Raw genomic sequence first — 18,095 nt, forward strand, 5'->3', positions numbered from 1 at the left:
GATCAGTGTTCGGGCAGGAAGTCGGGCACCGACAGATAACGCTCGCCCGTGTCATAGTTGAAGCCGAGCACGCGGCTGCCCTCCGGCAGATCAGGCAGTTTCTGAAGGATAGCGGCGAGCGTCGCACCCGAACTGATCCCGACCAGCATTCCCTCTTCGCGCGCGGCGCGGCGGGCCATATCCTTGGCGACTTCGGGCTCGACCCTGATCGCGCCGTCAATCGCCTGGGTATGCAGGTTGCTGGGAATGAAGCCCGCGCCGATCCCCTGAATAGGATGCGGGCCGGGCTGGCCGCCCGAAATTACCGGCGACCCTTCGGGTTCGACGGCATAGACTTTCAGGTCGGGCCATTCCTTTTTCAACCGCTCGGCAACGCCGGTGATATGCCCGCCGGTGCCGACCCCGGTAATGATGACGTCGATCGGCGCATCCTTGAAATCATTGAGGATTTCCTGCGCGGTCGTTTCGACATGCACCGCGACATTGGCCGGGTTTTCGAATTGCTGCGGCATCCATGCGCCCTCGGTCTGTTCGACCAGTTCGGTCGCGCGCTCGATCGCGCCCTTCATCCCGCCCTCGCGGGGGGTAAGGTCGAAGGTCGCGCCATAAGCCAGCATCAGGCGGCGGCGTTCGATCGACATGCTTTCGGGCATGACGAGGATCAGCTTATAGCCCTTCACCGCCGCGACCATGGCAAGGCCGACCCCGGTATTGCCGCTGGTCGGTTCGATGATCGTCCCGCCGGGTTTCAGGCTGCCGTCCTTTTCCGCAGCCTCGATCATGGCGAGGGCGATGCGGTCCTTGATCGACCCGCCGGGGTTCGAGCGTTCGGATTTGATCCACACTTCGGAATCGCCGAACAGCCGCTGTACGCGGATATGCGGCGTGTTGCCGATCGTCTCCAGGATCGTGTTCGCCTTCATGCTGGTTTCTCCTCCTGATCGGTAAATTCAAAACTCTTCGGGGGGTCAAAGGTCCGCGCGCTTCTGAGTTCCGGGAAAATCCGCGCCCATAGCCCGGTAACGATGATTGCGCCCACCCCGCCTGCGACAACCGCCGCAACCGGACCGATCAGCGCGGCGAGAAACCCGCTTTCCGCTTCGCCCAGTTCGTTCGAGCCAGAAACGAACAATGTCGACACCGCGCCGACGCGGCCGCGCATCTCATCGGGCGTGTACAGCTGGATCAGCGACTGGCGGATATAGACCGACACCATATCGGCAGCGCCCAGCACGAACAAAGCGGCGAGCGAGACGAGTACGGCGGGCGCGAAATCGCTGCCGATCATGCCCGGGCCGAACAGCGGCACCAGGACCGGCGCGGCAAGGCCGAAGACAATGGTCGCCGCGCCGAAGGCGGCGACGCCCAGCAGCATTTTCTTGCCCACTTCGGTCTTTAAGGGCTTCCATGAAAACAGCGCAGCCATCGCCACCGCGCCCAGCGCCGGCGCGGCGCGCAGATGGCCGAGGCCGTCGGCGCCGACCTGCAAGATATCGCGCGCATAGACCGGCAGCATCGCCGTCGCTCCGCCCAGCAGCACCGCGAACAGATCGAGCGAGATCGCGCCGAGAACCAGCCGGTTGCGGCGGACATAGGCAAGTCCGTCGATCATCTGCGCCCATGGATTGCGCTTGCCGCGAATATTGCTGCGCACTACCGGCGTCACGAGCAGCAGCATCAGAAAGGCGAAACCGAACAGCCCGGCGGAGACTGCATAAGGCAGCCAGCGTGCTCCGGCATAGAGATAGCCGCCCAGCGCGGGGCCGACGACCGATCCCGCCTGCCAGGCGATCGAGCTGATCGCGATCGCAGTGGGGAGGAGCGGTGCGGGTACCAGATTGGGGGCGAGCGCCTGAAGCGCCGGACCGGCAAAGGCGCGTGCGACGCCCAGCAGCGCGGCGATCGCGAACAAAGCGGGAAGGGTGATCGTCCCGCTCCAGGTGAGCCAGCCAAGCGCCGCCGCACAGCCGCATTCCAGCGCCACCGATCCGCGAGCGATCCAGCGCCGGTCAACCCGGTCGGCGACCCATCCGGCGAACAACGTGAGCAGCAGCAGCGGCACGAATTGCGCGACGCCGATCAGGCCCAGCTGGAAGGACGCTTCCTTCACGCTCATCGTCCGGCGGGCAATGTCATATACCTGCCAGCCGATGACGATGACCATCGACATCTGAGCCAGCGTGGTGGCGAGGCGGGCCAGAAAATAGGCGCGGAAATTGTGGATGGCAAAGGGATGGCTGGGCATGCGACGGGTCTATGGCCAATTGTCGGCGATTGGCAATCTACGAACGGTGATGCGGTATAAAGCCCGGCTATTTTCCGCTGCGAAAAAGCCGCTTTCGGGGCTGGCGCGGGGCGGCGCAACCTGCCAAAGTCCCGTTATGGATCGAACCGGAGGGAGTGGATGCGTTTCAGGCTGTTGACGGCGCTGGTGGCACTTGGATGCGCGGCATGTTCTCCCGGCGGCGATACGATCGTCGGCGGCAATATGACGGCGCAGGCGACGATGAGCTGGGACGATTTCGTTAAGAACAGTATCGAGCAATGGTTCAAACTCGATCCGGCCTTCGCGGTGTATCAGGGGCGGCATGATTTCGACGGCAAACTGCCCGACTGGAGCGAAAAGGGGCTCGATGCCAAAGCGGCGTTTCTGAAGGAAACGGTTCGCAAGGCGCGGACCTTCAACAATCTTAACAAGCAGCAGCAGTTCGAGCGCGACTATATCATCAAGGTTGCCGAGGGGCAGCTCTTCTGGCTCGAAGATGCCGATCTGCCGCATCGCAATCCCAGCTATTATGTCGGCGGCGGGCTCGATCCCAATGTCTATGTTGCGCGCAATTATGCCGATCCGAAGGTTCGGATGCGCGCGATGATCGAATTTTTCAACGCCGTCCCGCAAAGCGCGCAGCAGATCCGCGCCAATCTTCAGATGCCGCTGCCCGAAACCTTCATCGATTACGGTGTGGCTGCGTTTAACGGCTTTGCCGAATATTATACCGGCGATGCGCGCGCTGCCTTTGCCGATGTGAAGGACGATGGTCTGCACCAGCGGTTCGACGAATCCGCGATGCGTGCTGCCAAATCGCTGCAGGGGCTGGCGCAGTGGCTCGACAATAATCGCGGCAAGGCGACGCAGCATTTCCAGCTGGGGCCGGAACGCTTCGCGCGGATGCTGAAAACAACCGAGGCAGTGGACATCCCGCTCGATCAGCTCGAAGCGATCGGCAGAGCGGACCTCAAGCGCAATCAGCAGGCGCTTGCCGCTGCCTGTGCCGAATATGCGGCGGGTAAGACGATCCCCGAATGCGTGGGCAAGATGAATGCCGACAAACCCGAAGGCGGTCCGGTCGCGGCTGCGCGCAAACAGGTGGAGCAGCTTCGCGCCTTTGTCACCAGCCATGATCTGGTGTCGATCCCCGGCACCGAACAGGCCCGGGTCGAGGAGGCGCCGCCCTATAACCGGCAGAATCTCGCTTATATCGATCCGCCGGGGCCGTTCGAAAAGGGCATTCCGTCGATCTATTATATCTCGCCGCCCAACCCCGAATGGTCGAAGGAAAAGCAGCAGGCCTATATTCCGGGCAAGGACGATCTGCTGTTCGTGACCGTGCATGAAGTGATGCCCGGCCATTTCGTCCAGTTCCTCCATGCCAATCGGTCGGATTTCCTGTTCGGTCGCCTGTTCGTCGGCTATGCCTTTGCCGAGGGCTGGGCACATTATGCCGAAGAGATGATGTGGGATGCGGGCTATGGCGACGGCAGCCCCGAAGTGCATATCGGCCAGCTTTCGAACGCGTTGCTGCGCGATTGCCGCTTCTTGTCGGCGATCGGGCTGCATGCACGCGGCATGACCGTCGCTCAGTCGCGTGAGATGTTCGAACAGCAATGCTATATTGATCCGGGCAATGCCGAGCAGCAGGCGGCACGCGGCACCTACGACCCGGCCTATCTCAACTATACGCTGGGCAAGCTGATGATCCGCAAGCTGCGGGACGACTGGACGGCGAGCCGGGGCGGGCGCAAGGCGTGGAAGGCATTCCACGATCAGTTCCTCAGCTATGGCGGCCCGCCGATCCCGCTGGTCCGTCAGCAGATGATGGGTGAAGCCAAGCCGCGCGCGGTTTTCTGATCAGCGCATGGCGATAGCAGGGCAGGACGAGGGTCGGCCGCGCAAAGTCGCGCGGCTGGTTCTCGCCGTCCTGTTTCTGGCGGCGGGGGTGCTGCACCTTGCTATCCCTGAGCCCTTTATCGGCATCGTTCCCGACTGGGTGCCGGTACCGCGCCTGACTGTGCTCGCGACCGGGCTTTGCGAGATCGCAGGGGCGGCGGGGCTGATGCTGCCGCCCCTGCGCCGTGCGGCCGGGATCGGGCTTGCGCTTTATGCTGTATGCGTCTGGCCCGCCAATGTACATCACATGGTAATGGACCTGAGCAGCGGCACCGGCCTTTCCGCATGGTATCATATCCCGCGCCAGTTCGCGCAGCCGCTGATCATCTGGTGGGCCTTATGGGCGAGCGGCGCGATCGACTGGCCGGTCAGGCTGATACGGTGGCGGGGCAGGCGCAACTCACCGACCAGATCGTCATCGCGAGGAGCATAGCGGCGAAGCGATCCGGCGATGTGGACGCTGCTCTGGATTGCTTCGCCCTGCGGACTCGCAATGACGATCGTGCCCCCGGTTCCGATCAATGCACCGCGCTATAGCAGCGAGCCTTAGCCCGCCGCTTTCGCCAGCCCCCGCGACAGTTTCAGCGCTGCGTTGAGCCGCGATTTCGGATCGCCCCATGCGCGGGTAATCACCAGCTTCATATCGGGGCGCAGCTTCGCCGTTCCCTCCAGCCGGTCGACATAAGCGAGCAGCCCTTCGACATTGGGGAAGGTGTCGTTGAAGAAGGTGACGAGCGCGCCCTTTGGCCCGACATCGAGCTTCGCGATATTCGCTTTCTTCGCGGCGAGCTTCGCCTCGATCAGCTTCAGCAGATTCTCGGTCGGTTCGGGCAATTTGCCGAACCGGTCGATCAGCTCTGCCGCGAACGCCTCGATCCCCTGACGATCCTCGACTTCGTTCAGGCGGCGATAGAGCCCCATGCGCAGGTCGAGATCGGGGACATAGTCTTCGGGGATAAGGATGGCCGCATCGACGGTGATCTGCGGCGAAAAATCCTGCTTCGCTTCGTCGCGCAGGCCGCCCGATTTCGCGTCGAGGATCGCGTCCTCCAGCATCGACTGATAGAGTTCGTAGCCGACCTCTTTGATGTGCCCCGATTGTTCGTCGCCGAGCAGATTGCCCGCGCCGCGAATGTCGAGGTCATGGCTCGCCAGCTGAAACCCGGCGCCGAGGCTTTCGAGATCGCTCAGCACCTTCAACCGCTTTTCGGCGGCATCGGTCATCATCCGCTCGGGCGGCGTCGTCATATAGGCATAGGCCCGCGTCTTCGCCCGGCCGACGCGACCGCGAAGCTGGTAGAGTTGCGCCAGACCAAATTTGTCCGCGCGGTTGACGATCAGCGTGTTCGCCGACGGAATGTCGAGGCCGCTTTCGACGATGGTGGTCGACACCAGCACCTCGAACTTCTTGTCGTAGAAGGCACTCATCCGCTCCTCGACCTGCGCAGGGCTCATCTGGCCATGCGCGACGACATAGCGCACCTCCGGCACCTCTTCGCGCAGGAACTGCTCGATATCGGGAAGGTCGGCGACGCGCGGCGTGACGAAATAGCTTTGCCCGCCGCGATAATGTTCGCGCAGCAATGCCTCGCGCAGCACCACCGGGTCCCAGGGCATGACATAGGTCCGCACCGCGAGCCGATCGACCGGCGGCGTCTGGATCACCGACAATTCGCGAAGGCCGCTCATCGCCATTTGCAGCGTGCGCGGAATCGGCGTCGCGGTAAGCGTCAGCATATGCACATCGTTTTTGAGCGCCTTCAGCCGCTCCTTGTGCGTCACGCCGAACCTTTGTTCCTCATCGACGATCACCAGCCCCAGCCGTTTGAATTCGACCGATTTGGCGAGCACGGCATGGGTGCCGACGATGACGTCGATATCGCCCGAGGCAAGCCGCTCCTTCGTCGTCTTCATTTCCGAAGCCGTGACGAGCCGCGACATGCGGCCGATATGGATCGGAAAGCCTTCGAACCGGGCGGTGAACTGGTTGAAATGCTGGCGCGCGAGCAGCGTCGTCGGGCACACGACCGCGACCTGCATCCCCGCCATTGCAGCGACGAACGCAGCGCGCAGCGCCACTTCCGTCTTGCCGAAACCGACATCGCCCACGACCAGCCGGTCCATCGGCTTGCCCGCAGCAAGATCGTTCAGTGCATCGTCGATTGCGCGATCCTGATCGTCGGTTTCTTCATAGGGGAAGCGATCGACAAAGGCGGGATAGCCGGTATCACGCTCGGCGACCTCTGCCGGGCGGAGCGCACGTTTGGCGGCGGTCGCGATCAGCTCACCCGCAATCTCGCGGATGCGCTCCTTCATCTTCGACTTGCGGCGCTGCCATGCCTCGCCGCCCAGCTTGTCGAGGCTCGCGCCTTCCTCGCTCGACCCGTAGCGCGAAAGCACTTCGAGATTTTCCACCGGAACGTAGAGCTTGTCGCCGCCCGAATAGCTCAGCGCCACGCAATCATGCGGGCTCTGGCCGACCGGAATCGACATCAGCCCTTCATAGCGGCCGATGCCGTGATCCGAATGCACGACCAGATCGCCGGGCGAAAGCGTCGCCAGTTCGTTAAGGAACGCGTCGGTCGATTTCTTGCGCTTGCGCCGCCGGACCAGCCGGTCGCCCAGCATGTCCTGTTCGGTCAGCAGCGCGATATCGGGCGCGGTAAAGCCATGGTCGAGCGGCAGGACGATCAGCGCGACGCCCTTATCCGCAGCGCCCAGCGCCTCCTGCCAACCATCGGCGGGGCGGATGCCGGTCAGCCCATGGTCCTGCAGCAAGCCGGTCAGCCGCTCACGCGCGCCGGGCGAATAGCTCGCCAGCACCGGCTTCTTGCCCTGCTTCCGCACCGTGGCGACATGCTCGGCCACGGCTTCGTAAATATTGGTGCCGCTCGCGCGTTCGGGCGCGAAATCGCGCGGTCCGTCGACGCCGAAATCGAGCACCGTATCGCTTTCCGGCTCGTGGAAAGGCGAGGTGAGATGCGCTGGCGCTTCGTCCAGCTTCGCCTTCCACTCCGCGCTGAGCAAATAAAGCTGATCCGCGCCGAGCGGGCGATAGCTGCCCGCATCGCTCGACTGGGCGCGCACGCGGTTCGCCTGATAATCGGCGATGCCTTCGAACCGTGCATCTGCGGCGCCGGGGGTATTGGCGTCGCGAACGACCACCGCGCCGTCGGGAAGATGGTCGAACAGCGTCTCCATCTTCTCTTCAAACAGCGGCAGCCAATGCTCCATCCCGGCAAGGCGGCGCCCCTCCGAAATCGCCTGATAGAGCGGATCGCCGGTCGCGGTCGCGCCGAACTTCTCACGATAGCGCGCACGGAAGCGCTTGATGCTGTCCTCATCGAGCAGCGTCTCGCTCGCCGGCAGCAGGGTGAAGCCGTCGATCCGCCCGGTGGTGCGCTGATCGGCGGGATCGAAGGTGCGCACGCTTTCGATCTCGTCGCCGAAGAAATCGAGCCGAAGCGCTGCTTCCGACCCGCTGGGGAACAGATCGACCAGTCCGCCGCGCACCGCGAATTCGCCTGCATCGTTGACCGTATCGACGCGGGTATAGCCATTCGCGGCGAGCAGCGTGGAAATCCGGTCGAGCGAAATCCGCTCACCGGGCGCGAGCCGGGCGACCAGCTGGCGAATGCGAAAACGGGTGAGCGTGCGCTGCGTCGCTGCATTGACCGTGGTGAGGATCAGCCGCGGCTTTTTCGCGGGCTGTTGCAGCGCGTGGAGCGCCGCGAGCCGTTCGGCCATAACGCGCAGCGTGGGGCTTGCCCGGTCATAGGGCAGACAGTCCCATGCGGGGAAGCTGATAACCTCCAGCTCGGCGGCGAAATAGGGCGCGGTCGAAGCCATCGCCCGCATCGCATTTTCGTCCGGCGCGATGAACACCGCGCCGCCTTTGCTCCCGCGCGCCAGATCGGCGAGCAGCGGGGGCAGAAAGCCGGTCGGAACGCCCGAGAGCGTGAGCGGGCGGGCGGCGGTGAGGACGGTTTTCAGATCGGGCATGGCGTTACGCCTCGCAAACCCGCTGGTGCTGAGCCTGTCGAAGCACGGTCTTTCTCTTTCTGGTCGGGAAGAAGGCAGTATGGCCCTTCGAAGGTCAGGGCGAACGGGGAGGACTTATCTGGAAATCGGTACGAAATTCAGTTGCTTCATTTTCGCGATAATCTCGCCGTCAAACTTTTTGGGGACCGGCTGGGTTCCCAATGCCCAGGCCATGATATCGACATCCTGCTCTTCCAGCATTTCCTCGAACAGCGCGATCTGCTCATCGGTAAAAGCCAGATGGTGCGCGTCGAAAAAACCGCCGATCATCAGGTCGGCTTCCTTCGTGCCCCGATGCCATGCACGAAAACGCAGGCGTTTCAGGCGGGTTTCGCGGTCCATAAGCGTCGCTTTCCAATAGCCAAAGGGCCGGCGGCGCGAGGATGCGCTGTCGGCGGAACGGTTCGGGAGAACAGATAGGGTGCGAGCGCGGAAAAGGCCAGTGGCGAGTGCGCACAGCCCGGAGCGAGCAGAGATGCTTTTCGCCGGGCCTTGCTTTGGCTAGGTCGTTTCCATGCGTCCCGAACTGCTCAATCCGTTATTCGCCGAGGTCACGGCCCTGAAAGGGGTCGGGGCGCAGCTTGCCAAGCCGCTGGAAAAGCTGGGGCTGGCGCGCGTCGTGGACGTCGCCTTTCATTTGCCCACGGGATGGGTGGACCGGATGCCGCGCGACGAACTCGACATGGCCGATGCCGGGCGGGTGATCGCGATTACCCTGACCGCGATCGATTACCGCACCAGCGGCGCGCGCCGGTCCCCGGTGCGGGTGCATGCGCAGGACGAGAAAGGCAATGTGGTCAGCCTCGTCTATTTCGGCGGCAATTCGGGATGGGTGAAGAAATTGCTGCCGCTCGGCGAAAAGCGCCGGGTGTCGGGCAAGCTCGAAACCTATGGGCAGGAATTGCAGATCGTGCATCCTGACTATGTCGTGCCGTTGGATGAGGCGGAAGATCATCCTACGCGTGAGGCGATCTATCCGCTGTCGGAAGGGATGACCTCGCGCCGCCTTGCCGGGCTGGCAGCGCAGGCGGTCGAGCGTGCGCCCACACTTCCCGAATGGATCGAGCCGGGGCTGAAGGCGAAACATGGCTGGCCCGACTGGCGCGACGCACTGGCGCGAATCCATGCCGATCCGGCCGATGCCAAAGCGCGAGAGCGGCTCGCTTATGACGAGATTTTTGCGACCCAGCTTGCCCTGTTGCTGGTGCGCGGCGCGGCGCGGGCGAAGCGGGGGCGTCCGCTGACCGGCGACGGGCGGCTACGCGACATGCTGAAACTGCCTTATTCGCCCACCGGTGCGCAGGCGCGGACGATAAGCGAGATTGAGGGCGATCTGGCCCAAAGCCGCCCGATGCTCCGCCTGCTGCAGGGCGATGTCGGGTCGGGCAAGACGCTCGTCGCGCTGATGTCGCTGCTGATGGCAGTGGAGGCAGGTGCGCAGGGCGCGTTTCTTGCTCCCACAGAAATCCTTGCGCGGCAGCATTATGAGACGCTGCGCAAGCTGCTTGCCGGGCTGCCGATCGAAATCGCGATCCTGACCGGGCGCGACAAGGGCAAGGCGCGCGAGGCGACGCTGATGGGGGTGGCCGACGGGTCGATCCATATTCTGGTCGGCACCCATGCGATTTTTCAGGAAGGGGTGCGCTATCACGATCTCGGCCTTGCCGTGGTCGATGAACAGCATCGTTTCGGCGTCGCGCAGCGGATGATGCTGCAGGCGAAGGCCGAGCGCCCGCCGCACCTGTTGGTGATGACCGCGACGCCGATCCCGCGCACCCTGACACTCGCGCAGTATGGAGAGATGGATACCAGCCGCCTCGACGAAATGCCCCCCGGTCGTGAGCCGATCGAAACGCGGGTGGTGTCGGAGGAGCGGCTCGACGCGGTGGTCGACGGGCTTGCCCGGCATTTGTCGAACGGCGGTCAGGCCTATTGGGTCTGCCCGCTGGTCGAGGAGAGCGAGAAGAGCGATCAGGCGGCGGCAGAGGCGCGGGCGGAGGCACTGCGTCAGCGTTTCGGCGAGCGCGTCGGGCTGGTTCATGGCCGGATGAAGGGACCGGCCAAGGATGCAGTGATGGAGGCGTTTCAGAGCGGCAAAACCGGCGTGCTGGTCGCCACCACGGTGATCGAGGTCGGGGTGGATGTGCCCAACGCAACGCTGATCGTGATCGAAGGCGCCGACCGGTTCGGGCTGGCCCAGTTGCATCAGCTTCGCGGGCGGGTAGGGCGCGGCGGCGGGCATTCGATCTGCCTGCTGCTGCGCGGGCAGCATCTCAGCGAAACCTCGCGCGCGCGGCTTGCGCTGATGCGCGAGACCAATGACGGTTTCCGTATTGCTGAAGAGGATTTGCGGTTGCGCGGCGCTGGCGAATTGCTCGGTACGCGGCAATCGGGGGAGATGCAGTTCCGCCTCGCCACGCCGGAAAGCCTAGGCGCGCTGCTTCCGGCTGCGAACGGCGATGCGCGGTTGCTGATGGACCGCGACGGCGGGCTGGAGGGCGATCGGGGGCAGGCGGCGCGGCTGGCGCTCTATCTGTTCGAACGCGACGCGGCGGTCGGCTTGTTGCGATCGGGATAGCGCCGGACAGGGCGGCTATCGGATACGCATCACGGTCAGCACGGCCTCGAAATCCCGAGGCGCAAATTCGGTGTCGAACCGACAGCCGATCCGCCCGTCCAGCGACCATTTGATCCGTGCCGAAACCGTCCCTGCGACCGGAAGGTCGATCCCGATGCATTCGCCGGGCGCGATATCCCGATCGCATCGCGCCATCAGGCCGCCCGGCGAAATATTGATTATGCGCAGCGCCAGCTCCGTACCTTTGGGAAGCACCGCCCTTGCGCGATGATCGACCATATCGCGGACTGCATAACGACGGTCGTAAACGCTGTCCTTCGCGTCGCCTTCGGTCACCTTATCTCCTTTTCGAACCGGATCGGTCGGGGGCGCTTATGCCGGGTTGAGCAGGCCGTGATTCTTTTTACCCGCCGACACTTTCAGGCTTTCGCCGCCAATCGCGATCATATGCGCTTCGTCGGAAATTTTCTCGCCCGCAACGCGCGCGCCGCCGCCCTTGATCAGCCGCTTCGCCTCGCCCTTGGACGCGCAGAGGCCGAGGCCGACCAGCGCGTCGAGAATATTGATCTCGCCCGATACGTTCATGCTCGGCAAGGCATCGCCCGCGCTCCCCTCTTCAAAGGTCTTGCGCGCGGTTTCGGCGGCTTCGCGCGCCGCATCCTCGCCGCGGCACATCGCGGTGGCGGCATCGGCGAGTATCTTCTTCGCTTCGTTGATTTCGGCGCCCTGCAGCGCTTCGAGCCGGGTGATTTCGTCGAGCGGCAGATCCGTGAACAGGCGCAGGAACCGCCCGACATCGCGGTCGTCGGTGTTCCGCCAGAATTGCCAATACTCATAAGCAGGAAGCTGATCTTCGTTCAGCCAGACCGCGCCCGCCATGGTCTTGCCCATCTTGCCGCCGTCGGCCGTGGTGATCAGCGGCGTGGTGACGCCATAGACTTCGGTCCCGTCGACCCGGCGCGACAATTCGATGCCGTTGACGATATTGCCCCATTGATCCGATCCGCCCATCTGCAACCGGCACGCCGCGCGGCGCGACAATTCCAGAAAGTCATAGGCCTGAAGGATCATGTAATTGAATTCGAGGAAGCTGAGCGACTGTTCGCGGTCGAGGCGCAGCTTCACCGAATCGAAACTCAGCATCCGGTTGACCGAGAAATGCTGGCCAATGTCGCGCAGGAACGGGATATATTCGAGCCGGTCGAGCCATTCGGCATTGTCGAGCATCACTGCATCGCTCGGACCGTCGCCAAAGGTCAGAAAGCGTTCGAAGACGCGTTTGATCGACGCGACATTCCCGGCAATGACGTCGTCGGTCATCAGCTTGCGCGCTTCGTCCTTGAAGCTCGGATCGCCGATCTTGCCGGTCCCTCCGCCCATCAGCACGATGGGCTTATGCCCCGCCTGTTGCAGGCGGCGCAGCAGCATGATCTGGACGAGGCTGCCGACATGGAGCGAAGGCGCGGTCGGATCGAACCCGATATAACCCGGCACCACCTGTTTCGCAGCAAGGCGGTCCAGCCCGGCGGCATCGGTGAGCTGATGGATATAGCCCCGGGAATCGAGCAGGCGGAGGAGGTCGGATCTGTATTCGGTCATGATGAAGTGCCGAATAATCGCTGTCCGCGATATTTGCACCCCTGTTTGCGCGTGATGGTGGCGAGGGTTGCTTTTTATCAAACAGGAAGGACGGCACTTCGACGAGCTCAGTGTCAACAGGTGTGGCAAGGTGCCGTTTTTTCCCGCTGGGCCTGAGCTTGTCGAAGGCCCGTCCTTTCTTCTACGCCGTAAACATGCAGTTAGCTCTTTCCTGTCATCCCGATACGCCGCAAAGCGCGCTGTCCGGCATCACTGTCACCATCAGCCCGCGCCGGGGCGCATGCCTCAGCCTGTCGTTCCGCGCGCGCGGCGAGGTGGATGCGATATGCTGGCCCGGCACGGAGCCGCGGGGCGAGGGGCCATGGACGCGCGCGGACGAACTGTGGCGGCACAGCTGTTTCGAAGCCTTTATCGCACGTGCCGACGCGCCGGGTTATCGCGAGATCAACCTCGCCATGTCGGACAAATGGGCGGGCTATCGCTTCTCCGGATATCGCGCGGACACGGCGCGTGCCGACGACGTCGCGCTGCTTGCCGGAAAATGGCGGCGATTGCCGGAGCGCGCCGAGTTGCACGCTTTGATCGAACTGCCGCCCGAATATCGCCGCTCCGATCTGATGGTCGGCCTGTCTGCGGTGATTGAAGCGAAAGACGGGGCCAAATCCTATTGGGCGCTTCGCCATCCCGCGGGTTCACCCGATTTTCATCATGCCGATTGCTTTGCGGCGCGGATCGCGGCACCTGAAGCGGCATGAAATTCGGTATCGATCGCCTGCTCGAAGACGCTGCCTTACGCAAACCGCTGGAGGGCCAGCGAGTCGCGCTGCTTGCGCATCCTGCATCGCTGACGGCGGACCTCACCCATTCGCTCGACGCGCTGGTCGCATGCGGCGTGAACATCAGCGCGGTGTTCGGGCCGCAGCATGGGGTTCGCGGCGACCTTCAGGACAATATGATGGAATCGCCCGATTTCGCCGATCCGGTGTACGGCGTTCCGGTGTTCAGCCTGTATGGCGAAGTGCGCCGCCCGACCGCGCAGTCGATGCAGAGTTTCGATACGATCCTCATCGATCTTCAGGATCTGGGATGCCGGATCTACACCTATGTGACGACGCTGCTCTACATGCTCGAAGCGGCGGCAGAGCATGGCAAGAGCGTGTGGGTGCTCGACCGGCCCAACCCCGCCGGGCGCCCGGTCGAGGGGCTGACGCTGCTCCCCGGCTGGGAGAGTTTCGTCGGCGCGGGGCCGATGCCGATGAGGCACGGGCTCACATTGGGCGAAATGGGGCATTGGTTCATCGATCATTTCGGCCTCAACCTCGATTATCGCGTGGTCGAAATGGCGGGCTGGCAACCCGAGGCCGCGCCGGGCTTCGGCTGGCCGGCTGACCGGCCCTGGATCAATCCAAGCCCGAATGCAGCGAACGTCAATATGGCGCGTGCCTATGCCGGAACGGTGATGCTGGAGGGGACGACCTTATCGGAAGGGCGGGGCACCACCCGGCCGCTCGAAGCGTTCGGCGCCCCCGATATCGATGCCCGCGCCGTCATTGCCGAGATGCACGCAATCGCACCCGAATGGCTGACCGGCTGCACCTTGCGCGATTTCTGGTTTCAACCGACCTTTCACAAGCATGTCGGGCAGCTTTGTTCGGGCGTGTTCATTCATGCCGAAGGGCCGGGCTATGACCATCAGACCTTTCGTCCCTGGCGGTTGCAGGCGGCGGCGTTCCGGGCAGTGCGCAACCTGTACTCCGATTATCCGCTCTGGCGCGACTTCGCCTATGAATATGAATTCGACAAGCTCGCGATCGATGTCATCAATGGCGGCCCGGCGCTTCGCCAATGGGTCGACGATCCCCTGAGCGCTGCGGGCGATCTCGACAATCTGGCGAAAGCCGATGAAATGGCGTGGAAAGAAATCCGGCTTGCCCATATGCGCTATTGAGCGTCGGCCCGTGAGGCCGTAAGCGCCGAAAATGCTTACAGGGCTGATTTTCGCCACCGAGGACGCGGAGGACCGTTCGGACACGCTGGCGGCCACATTGCCGTTCGGCGGAATGACTCTGCTCGAATATCAGGCACGCCTGCTGATCGCGGCGGGCGCCGGGCATATCCTCGTCGCGGTGGGACGGGTCACGCCCTCGCTGCTGGGCGCGGTGAGCCGCATTTCGAAGCGCGACATCCCGGTCGATATCGTTCGTTCGGCAGAGGAAGCTGCGGCGAAGGCGCATCCTTTGAGCAATGTGCTGGTCGTCGCCGACGGGCTGGTCAGCACCGATGTGGCGGTGCTCGCCATGGCGGATCAGGTGCCCGACTCGCTGCTCGTCACCCGGGACGACCATGTCTCTGCGGCGGTCGAGCGGATCGATGCGGAGCGCTGCTGGGCGGGCATGGCGCTGATCGGTGCCGACCGGCTTGCCGAACTCGCCGCGATGCCGCGCGAATATGATTTTCAATCGACGCTGCTCCGCCTGTGCGTTCAAGATGGCGCACGTCCGCTGGCGCTGCCCATGTCGGCGATCCGGGCAGGGCACGGCGTTGAGCGCAGCGCCGATGCGCTGGCCGGGCGCAGCAATGCCGTGCTGGCGGCGCTCGCCAATCAGCGGATCGGCTGGGCCGACCGCTATATCTTCACGCCGGTCACCCGGTTCGTCCTGCCCTGGCTGGTGCGAAAGAGCGTTCCCGACTGGTCGGTGCTGCTGTCGGGGATCGTTTCGGGGCTGCTCGCGCTTGGTCTGTTCGGCTATGGCCTGCCCGGCTGGGGTGCGGGCGCTGCGCTTATCAGCACCGCCTGTTTCTCGACCGGCGCATTGCTCAGCTGGCTGCGCGGCGATGACCGGCGCGCGCGCTGGCAGGAAGGGGCGATTATCGGGCTTGCTGCGCTTGCCCTGACCATGGCCGCAGGCGTGACGGTTCTGGAAGGGGCGGGCTGGCCGGTCCTTGCTCTGGCGCTCGGCGCGATCGCGGTGGCGGCAATCGCGCAGCGCATGCCGGTGCGCAGGCGTGCATGGTACGGCAATGCCGCCTCGTACCTGCTGTTGTTCTTTCCCTTTGCGCTGTTCGGGGCAATCGCTCCGGGCGTCGCGGCCGTACTCGGCTACGCACTCGCGACGCTGGCGGCGGCGGTGGAAAACCTGCGCAAGGGCGCTTAATCCAAGTTTAACCGCGGTTGCATATGCTCGCCGTATGTCAGCGACCCATGATGATAGCAATAACGAGCACCCCGATACGGGCTCCGATCTGATCGCAATCGCGATCGCATCCGACCTGCGCGACCGCGCTCGCGCGGCGGACAGGATTGCTGATCTCATGCTTGATGACCTGCATCGGCTCGACGATCGCGCGCGCTTTTCGGTTCGCAGCCGGATCGACGCGATCATCACCGCATTGCAGTCCGATCTTCGCCGCCATGCGGTGCGCGCCCTTTCGGCGGGGGGCGATGCGGAGCTGGCGGAACGTATGAACAAGGCGCCGGACCTCGCCGGGCGGCTTCGCAGGAGCCGCGCGCTGCGCAACAGCGGATTGCTGGAGGACGTTCTTGACTGCACCCGGCTTGACCTTCTGGCGGCGAAACTGCCCCCTCAGGCGCTGACGCATCCTGAGGATGTCGGTCTCACCGCGCGGCTCGCCCGGTCGGACGATCATTCGGTGGCGGCGTGCGCCGTGGCGATGCTGGCATCGGAGGGCAGGCGGCGAGCCTCGCTCGACAAGGACCGGTTGAGCGGCAGCGACCTTCGCGGCGAGCAATATCGTTCGCTGGTCTGGCTGATCGCGGCTGCGCTGCGTCGTTCGGCGGGTATCGTCCCGGATCGCAGGATGATGGCGCTCGACCGGGCACTGATCGACGCAGCGCGGCGTTCGCTCGCTGCCTATGATGAGGGCGAGCGGCTCGAAGCATCCGCGATGCGGCTTGCCCGGGTGATCGATTTCGGCGCGGACGATCTTGCACCCCTGCTCGAAGCAGCGCTGGGCGAGCGGCGAATCGTGCTGTTCACGGCGCTGTTCGCGCATGGGCTGGGCGTCGGATATGAAACCGTTCGCGAACTGCTTCTGGCGGATCGTCCCGAACGATTCTGGATCGCACTGCGGGCGCTTGGCCTCCCCCGCGATGCGCTGACGCGGATCGCGAGCGCGGTCGGTGAGGCAAAGGGCGGCAACGAAGTCGAAGCGCTTGCCGACCGCATTGATGACGTCAATGGTCTGGACCGCGAACGGGCAATGAGTCTATTCCTCCCTGCCCAGCTCGACGATCAATATCGGGCTGCGCTGACCATAATGAAGGAAGAATGGCCCGAATGACGACCAGCGTCGCGGCGCAGGTCGCTCTGGCAACGGTGGATGCCAAGGGGTGTTTGCTCCATGCCGATCCGCGCCTTGAGCAGCTGAACCGTCGCGCCGGTGGCGATATCGGACGGCCTTTCGCCGTGCCGCAACTTGCCGTTCTGGTCCGGCTTGCCCGGCGGCTCAGGATCGGATTGTCGCGTCGGATCATCGCGGCGGATGAAGAGGGCGATGTCGAACTGCACGTCCATGTCGAACCGGAGGGGGACGCCTGGCAGGTTTCAGTCGCCGGTTGGGACTTGTGCGAGGCATGGCAGGACGAACATGACGAAGCGCCGGACCACCGGTTCGATGTCGATGCCGCTGACTGGTTGTGGGAAACCGATGCTGCGCTTCGCATCACCGCGCTCGCGCGGGAGGATGGCGCGCGGTTCGGCTTCGACGCCGATTCGATGTTCGGAAAACCACTCACCGATCTTTTCCTGTTTTTCGATGATGCGGGCGATTTTCCGATTCTGAACGCGCTTGCCGGACAATGCGGCTTTCAGGATCAGTCCGCCCGGCTGCGGGTAAGCGGGCGCGAGGTGAGTCTTTCGGCGATCGCGCGCCGCGATTCGATGGGCCGGTTTGGGGGCTTCGAAGGCTGGACGATTGAGCCGCGTGGATGCGAATTGCCGGACGACGATGCCCAGCAGCAGCCGGAGAGCGTTTCCGTCGGGTCTGCCTTTGGCGTACGGCTGGAACGGGCGCTTCGCGGGCCGCTCGGGCGGATCATCGCCAATGCTGACAGCATCCGTGCGGGTGGCGAGGCTGAACTGTCGCCTGAATATGCCGATTATGCGGGCGACATCGCCAGTGCCGGTCGTCATCTGATGGGGCTGGTCGAGGATCTGGTCGATTTACAGACGATCGAGAGCGATGATTTTGAAACCGAATCGGAGACGCTCGACCTTGTCGATATCGCTCGCCGGGCCGCCGGACTGCTGAAGCTGCGCGCGCAACAGGGAGATAGCGTGATCGACACTCCGAATTCAGGGGAATCGCTTCCCGCAATCGGCGAATTTCGGCGGGTGTTGCAGATCCTCGTTAATCTGATCGGCAATGCGGTGCGCTATTCGCCTGCAGGAGGCACGATATGGGTGCGCGCCAGCCGCGACGCGAATCGCGCCTGCCTGATCGTCGCGGATCAGGGCAAGGGCATTGCTGAGGCGGATCAGGCGCGGATTTTTGAGAAATTCGAACGGATCGACTCGACCGAAAGCGGCGGTAGCGGGCTTGGTCTTTACATTGCCCGCAGACTTGCCCGGGCGATGGGCGGCGATATCGTGGTCGATAGTGCGCCGGGCGAGGGCGCGCGGTTCATTTTCTGGCTGCCTGCATCCGTTGACGCCGACGAACAGGCAAAGGCGACCAGTCGCTGAAATC

14 protein-coding genes are annotated in these 18,095 nt (G+C 63.8%); 8 read left to right on the forward strand and 6 right to left on the reverse strand.

The features are described from left to right. Positions 1–2: 2 nt before the first annotated feature. Both cysK and EV664_RS00425 read right to left on the reverse strand, forming a co-directional pair. Entirely contained in the window at positions 3–923 is a 921-nt protein-coding gene (gene cysK, locus EV664_RS00420) for a cysteine synthase A (RefSeq protein WP_133493731.1), read from the reverse strand. After that, entirely contained in the window at positions 920–2,245 is a 1,326-nt protein-coding gene (locus EV664_RS00425) for an MFS transporter (protein WP_133493732.1), read from the reverse strand. The genes cysK and EV664_RS00425 overlap by 4 nt, the downstream gene beginning before the upstream one ends. A gap of 159 nt (positions 2,246–2,404) precedes the next feature. Between EV664_RS00425 and EV664_RS00430 the strand changes: the two genes are divergently transcribed. Both EV664_RS00430 and EV664_RS00435 read left to right on the forward strand, forming a co-directional pair. Continuing rightward, positions 2,405–4,129 carry a DUF885 domain-containing protein gene (locus EV664_RS00430; protein WP_133493733.1) on the forward strand — a complete coding sequence of 575 codons (1,725 nt, stop codon included), beginning with the start codon at positions 2,405–2,407 and terminating at the stop codon, positions 4,127–4,129. A gap of 7 nt (positions 4,130–4,136) precedes the next feature. After that, positions 4,137–4,601: a DoxX family protein gene (locus EV664_RS00435; RefSeq protein WP_133493734.1), complete on the forward strand. Its 465-nt coding sequence runs from the start codon at positions 4,137–4,139 to the stop codon at positions 4,599–4,601. A gap of 113 nt (positions 4,602–4,714) precedes the next feature. Here EV664_RS00435 and mfd read toward each other — a convergent pair whose 3' ends face one another. Together mfd and EV664_RS00445 are read right to left on the reverse strand one after the other, a co-directional pair. Next, complete coding sequence (gene mfd, locus EV664_RS00440) at positions 4,715–8,170, reverse strand: transcription-repair coupling factor (RefSeq protein ID WP_133493735.1); 3,456 nt, start codon at positions 8,168–8,170, stop codon at positions 4,715–4,717. Positions 8,171–8,284: 114 nt separating this feature from the next. Further along, positions 8,285–8,551: an FAD assembly factor SdhE gene (locus EV664_RS00445; protein ID WP_133493736.1), complete on the reverse strand. Its 267-nt coding sequence runs from the start codon at positions 8,549–8,551 to the stop codon at positions 8,285–8,287. A gap of 172 nt (positions 8,552–8,723) precedes the next feature. Here EV664_RS00445 and recG point away from each other — a divergent pair, with 172 nt between their 5' ends. Then, positions 8,724–10,787, forward strand: coding sequence for an ATP-dependent DNA helicase RecG (gene recG / locus EV664_RS00450; RefSeq protein ID WP_133493737.1), 2,064 nt, complete (start codon positions 8,724–8,726; stop codon positions 10,785–10,787). A gap of 15 nt (positions 10,788–10,802) precedes the next feature. On the opposite strand, the gene EV664_RS00455 is transcribed toward recG, so the two are convergent. Beyond that, a complete protein-coding gene (locus tag EV664_RS00455; protein WP_229668017.1) occupies positions 10,803–11,123 on the reverse strand; it encodes a PilZ domain-containing protein in 321 nt (106 codons plus the stop codon). A 36-nt stretch (positions 11,124–11,159) separates the two neighbouring features. Continuing rightward, positions 11,160–12,386 carry a tyrosine--tRNA ligase gene (tyrS, locus tag EV664_RS00460; RefSeq protein WP_133493738.1) on the reverse strand — a complete coding sequence of 409 codons (1,227 nt, stop codon included), beginning with the start codon at positions 12,384–12,386 and terminating at the stop codon, positions 11,160–11,162. Between the two features lie 194 nt (positions 12,387–12,580). On the opposite strand from tyrS, the gene EV664_RS00465 reads away from it, so the two are divergent. The 5 genes from EV664_RS00465 to EV664_RS00485 are packed head-to-tail and all read left to right on the forward strand — an operon-like array spanning position 12,581 to position 18,091. Next, positions 12,581–13,141, forward strand: coding sequence for a DOMON-like domain-containing protein (locus EV664_RS00465; RefSeq protein ID WP_133493739.1), 561 nt, complete (start codon positions 12,581–12,583; stop codon positions 13,139–13,141). Continuing rightward, a complete protein-coding gene (locus tag EV664_RS00470; RefSeq protein ID WP_133493740.1) occupies positions 13,138–14,334 on the forward strand; it encodes an exo-beta-N-acetylmuramidase NamZ family protein in 1,197 nt (398 codons plus the stop codon). Before EV664_RS00465 ends, EV664_RS00470 begins: the two co-directional genes overlap by 4 nt. 31 nt (positions 14,335–14,365) lie before the next feature. Further along, positions 14,366–15,541 (forward strand): hypothetical protein, encoded by a 1,176-nt coding sequence (locus EV664_RS00475; protein WP_133493741.1) that lies wholly within the window; start codon positions 14,366–14,368, stop codon positions 15,539–15,541. Positions 15,542–15,575: 34 nt separating this feature from the next. Next, positions 15,576–16,688 (forward strand): hypothetical protein, encoded by a 1,113-nt coding sequence (locus EV664_RS00480; protein ID WP_133493742.1) that lies wholly within the window; start codon positions 15,576–15,578, stop codon positions 16,686–16,688. Then, positions 16,685–18,091, forward strand: a complete 1,407-nt coding sequence (locus EV664_RS00485) for a sensor histidine kinase (RefSeq protein WP_133493743.1) — start codon at positions 16,685–16,687, stop codon at positions 18,089–18,091. The genes EV664_RS00480 and EV664_RS00485 overlap by 4 nt, the downstream gene beginning before the upstream one ends. Positions 18,092–18,095: the final 4 nt, after the last annotated feature.

Source organism: Stakelama pacifica (assembly GCF_004361835.1).
In the GTDB taxonomy this organism is placed as follows: domain Bacteria; phylum Pseudomonadota; class Alphaproteobacteria; order Sphingomonadales; family Sphingomonadaceae; genus Sphingomonas; species Sphingomonas pacifica.

What these genes read in the sequence shown, in the direction of transcription:
- EV664_RS00475 (WP_133493741.1), top strand. Translation starts at nt 14,366, where the DNA reads ATGCTTACAGGGCTGATTTTCGCCACCGAGGACGCGGAGGACCGTTCG.
- EV664_RS00435 (WP_133493734.1), top strand. Translation starts at nt 4,137, where the DNA reads ATGGCGATAGCAGGGCAGGACGAGGGTCGGCCGCGCAAAGTCGCGCGG.
- tyrS (WP_133493738.1), bottom strand. Translation starts at nt 12,386, where the DNA reads ATGACCGAATACAGATCCGACCTCCTCCGCCTGCTCGATTCCCGGGGC.
- EV664_RS00480 (WP_133493742.1), top strand. Translation starts at nt 15,576, where the DNA reads ATGTCAGCGACCCATGATGATAGCAATAACGAGCACCCCGATACGGGC.
- cysK (WP_133493731.1), bottom strand. Translation starts at nt 923, where the DNA reads ATGAAGGCGAACACGATCCTGGAGACGATCGGCAACACGCCGCATATC.
- mfd (WP_133493735.1), bottom strand. Translation starts at nt 8,170, where the DNA reads ATGCCCGATCTGAAAACCGTCCTCACCGCCGCCCGCCCGCTCACGCTC.
- EV664_RS00425 (WP_133493732.1), bottom strand. Translation starts at nt 2,245, where the DNA reads ATGCCCAGCCATCCCTTTGCCATCCACAATTTCCGCGCCTATTTTCTG.
- EV664_RS00430 (WP_133493733.1), top strand. Translation starts at nt 2,405, where the DNA reads ATGCGTTTCAGGCTGTTGACGGCGCTGGTGGCACTTGGATGCGCGGCA.
- recG (WP_133493737.1), top strand. Translation starts at nt 8,724, where the DNA reads ATGCGTCCCGAACTGCTCAATCCGTTATTCGCCGAGGTCACGGCCCTG.
- EV664_RS00485 (WP_133493743.1), top strand. Translation starts at nt 16,685, where the DNA reads ATGACGACCAGCGTCGCGGCGCAGGTCGCTCTGGCAACGGTGGATGCC.
- EV664_RS00470 (WP_133493740.1), top strand. Translation starts at nt 13,138, where the DNA reads ATGAAATTCGGTATCGATCGCCTGCTCGAAGACGCTGCCTTACGCAAA.
- EV664_RS00445 (WP_133493736.1), bottom strand. Translation starts at nt 8,551, where the DNA reads ATGGACCGCGAAACCCGCCTGAAACGCCTGCGTTTTCGTGCATGGCAT.
- EV664_RS00465 (WP_133493739.1), top strand. Translation starts at nt 12,581, where the DNA reads ATGCAGTTAGCTCTTTCCTGTCATCCCGATACGCCGCAAAGCGCGCTG.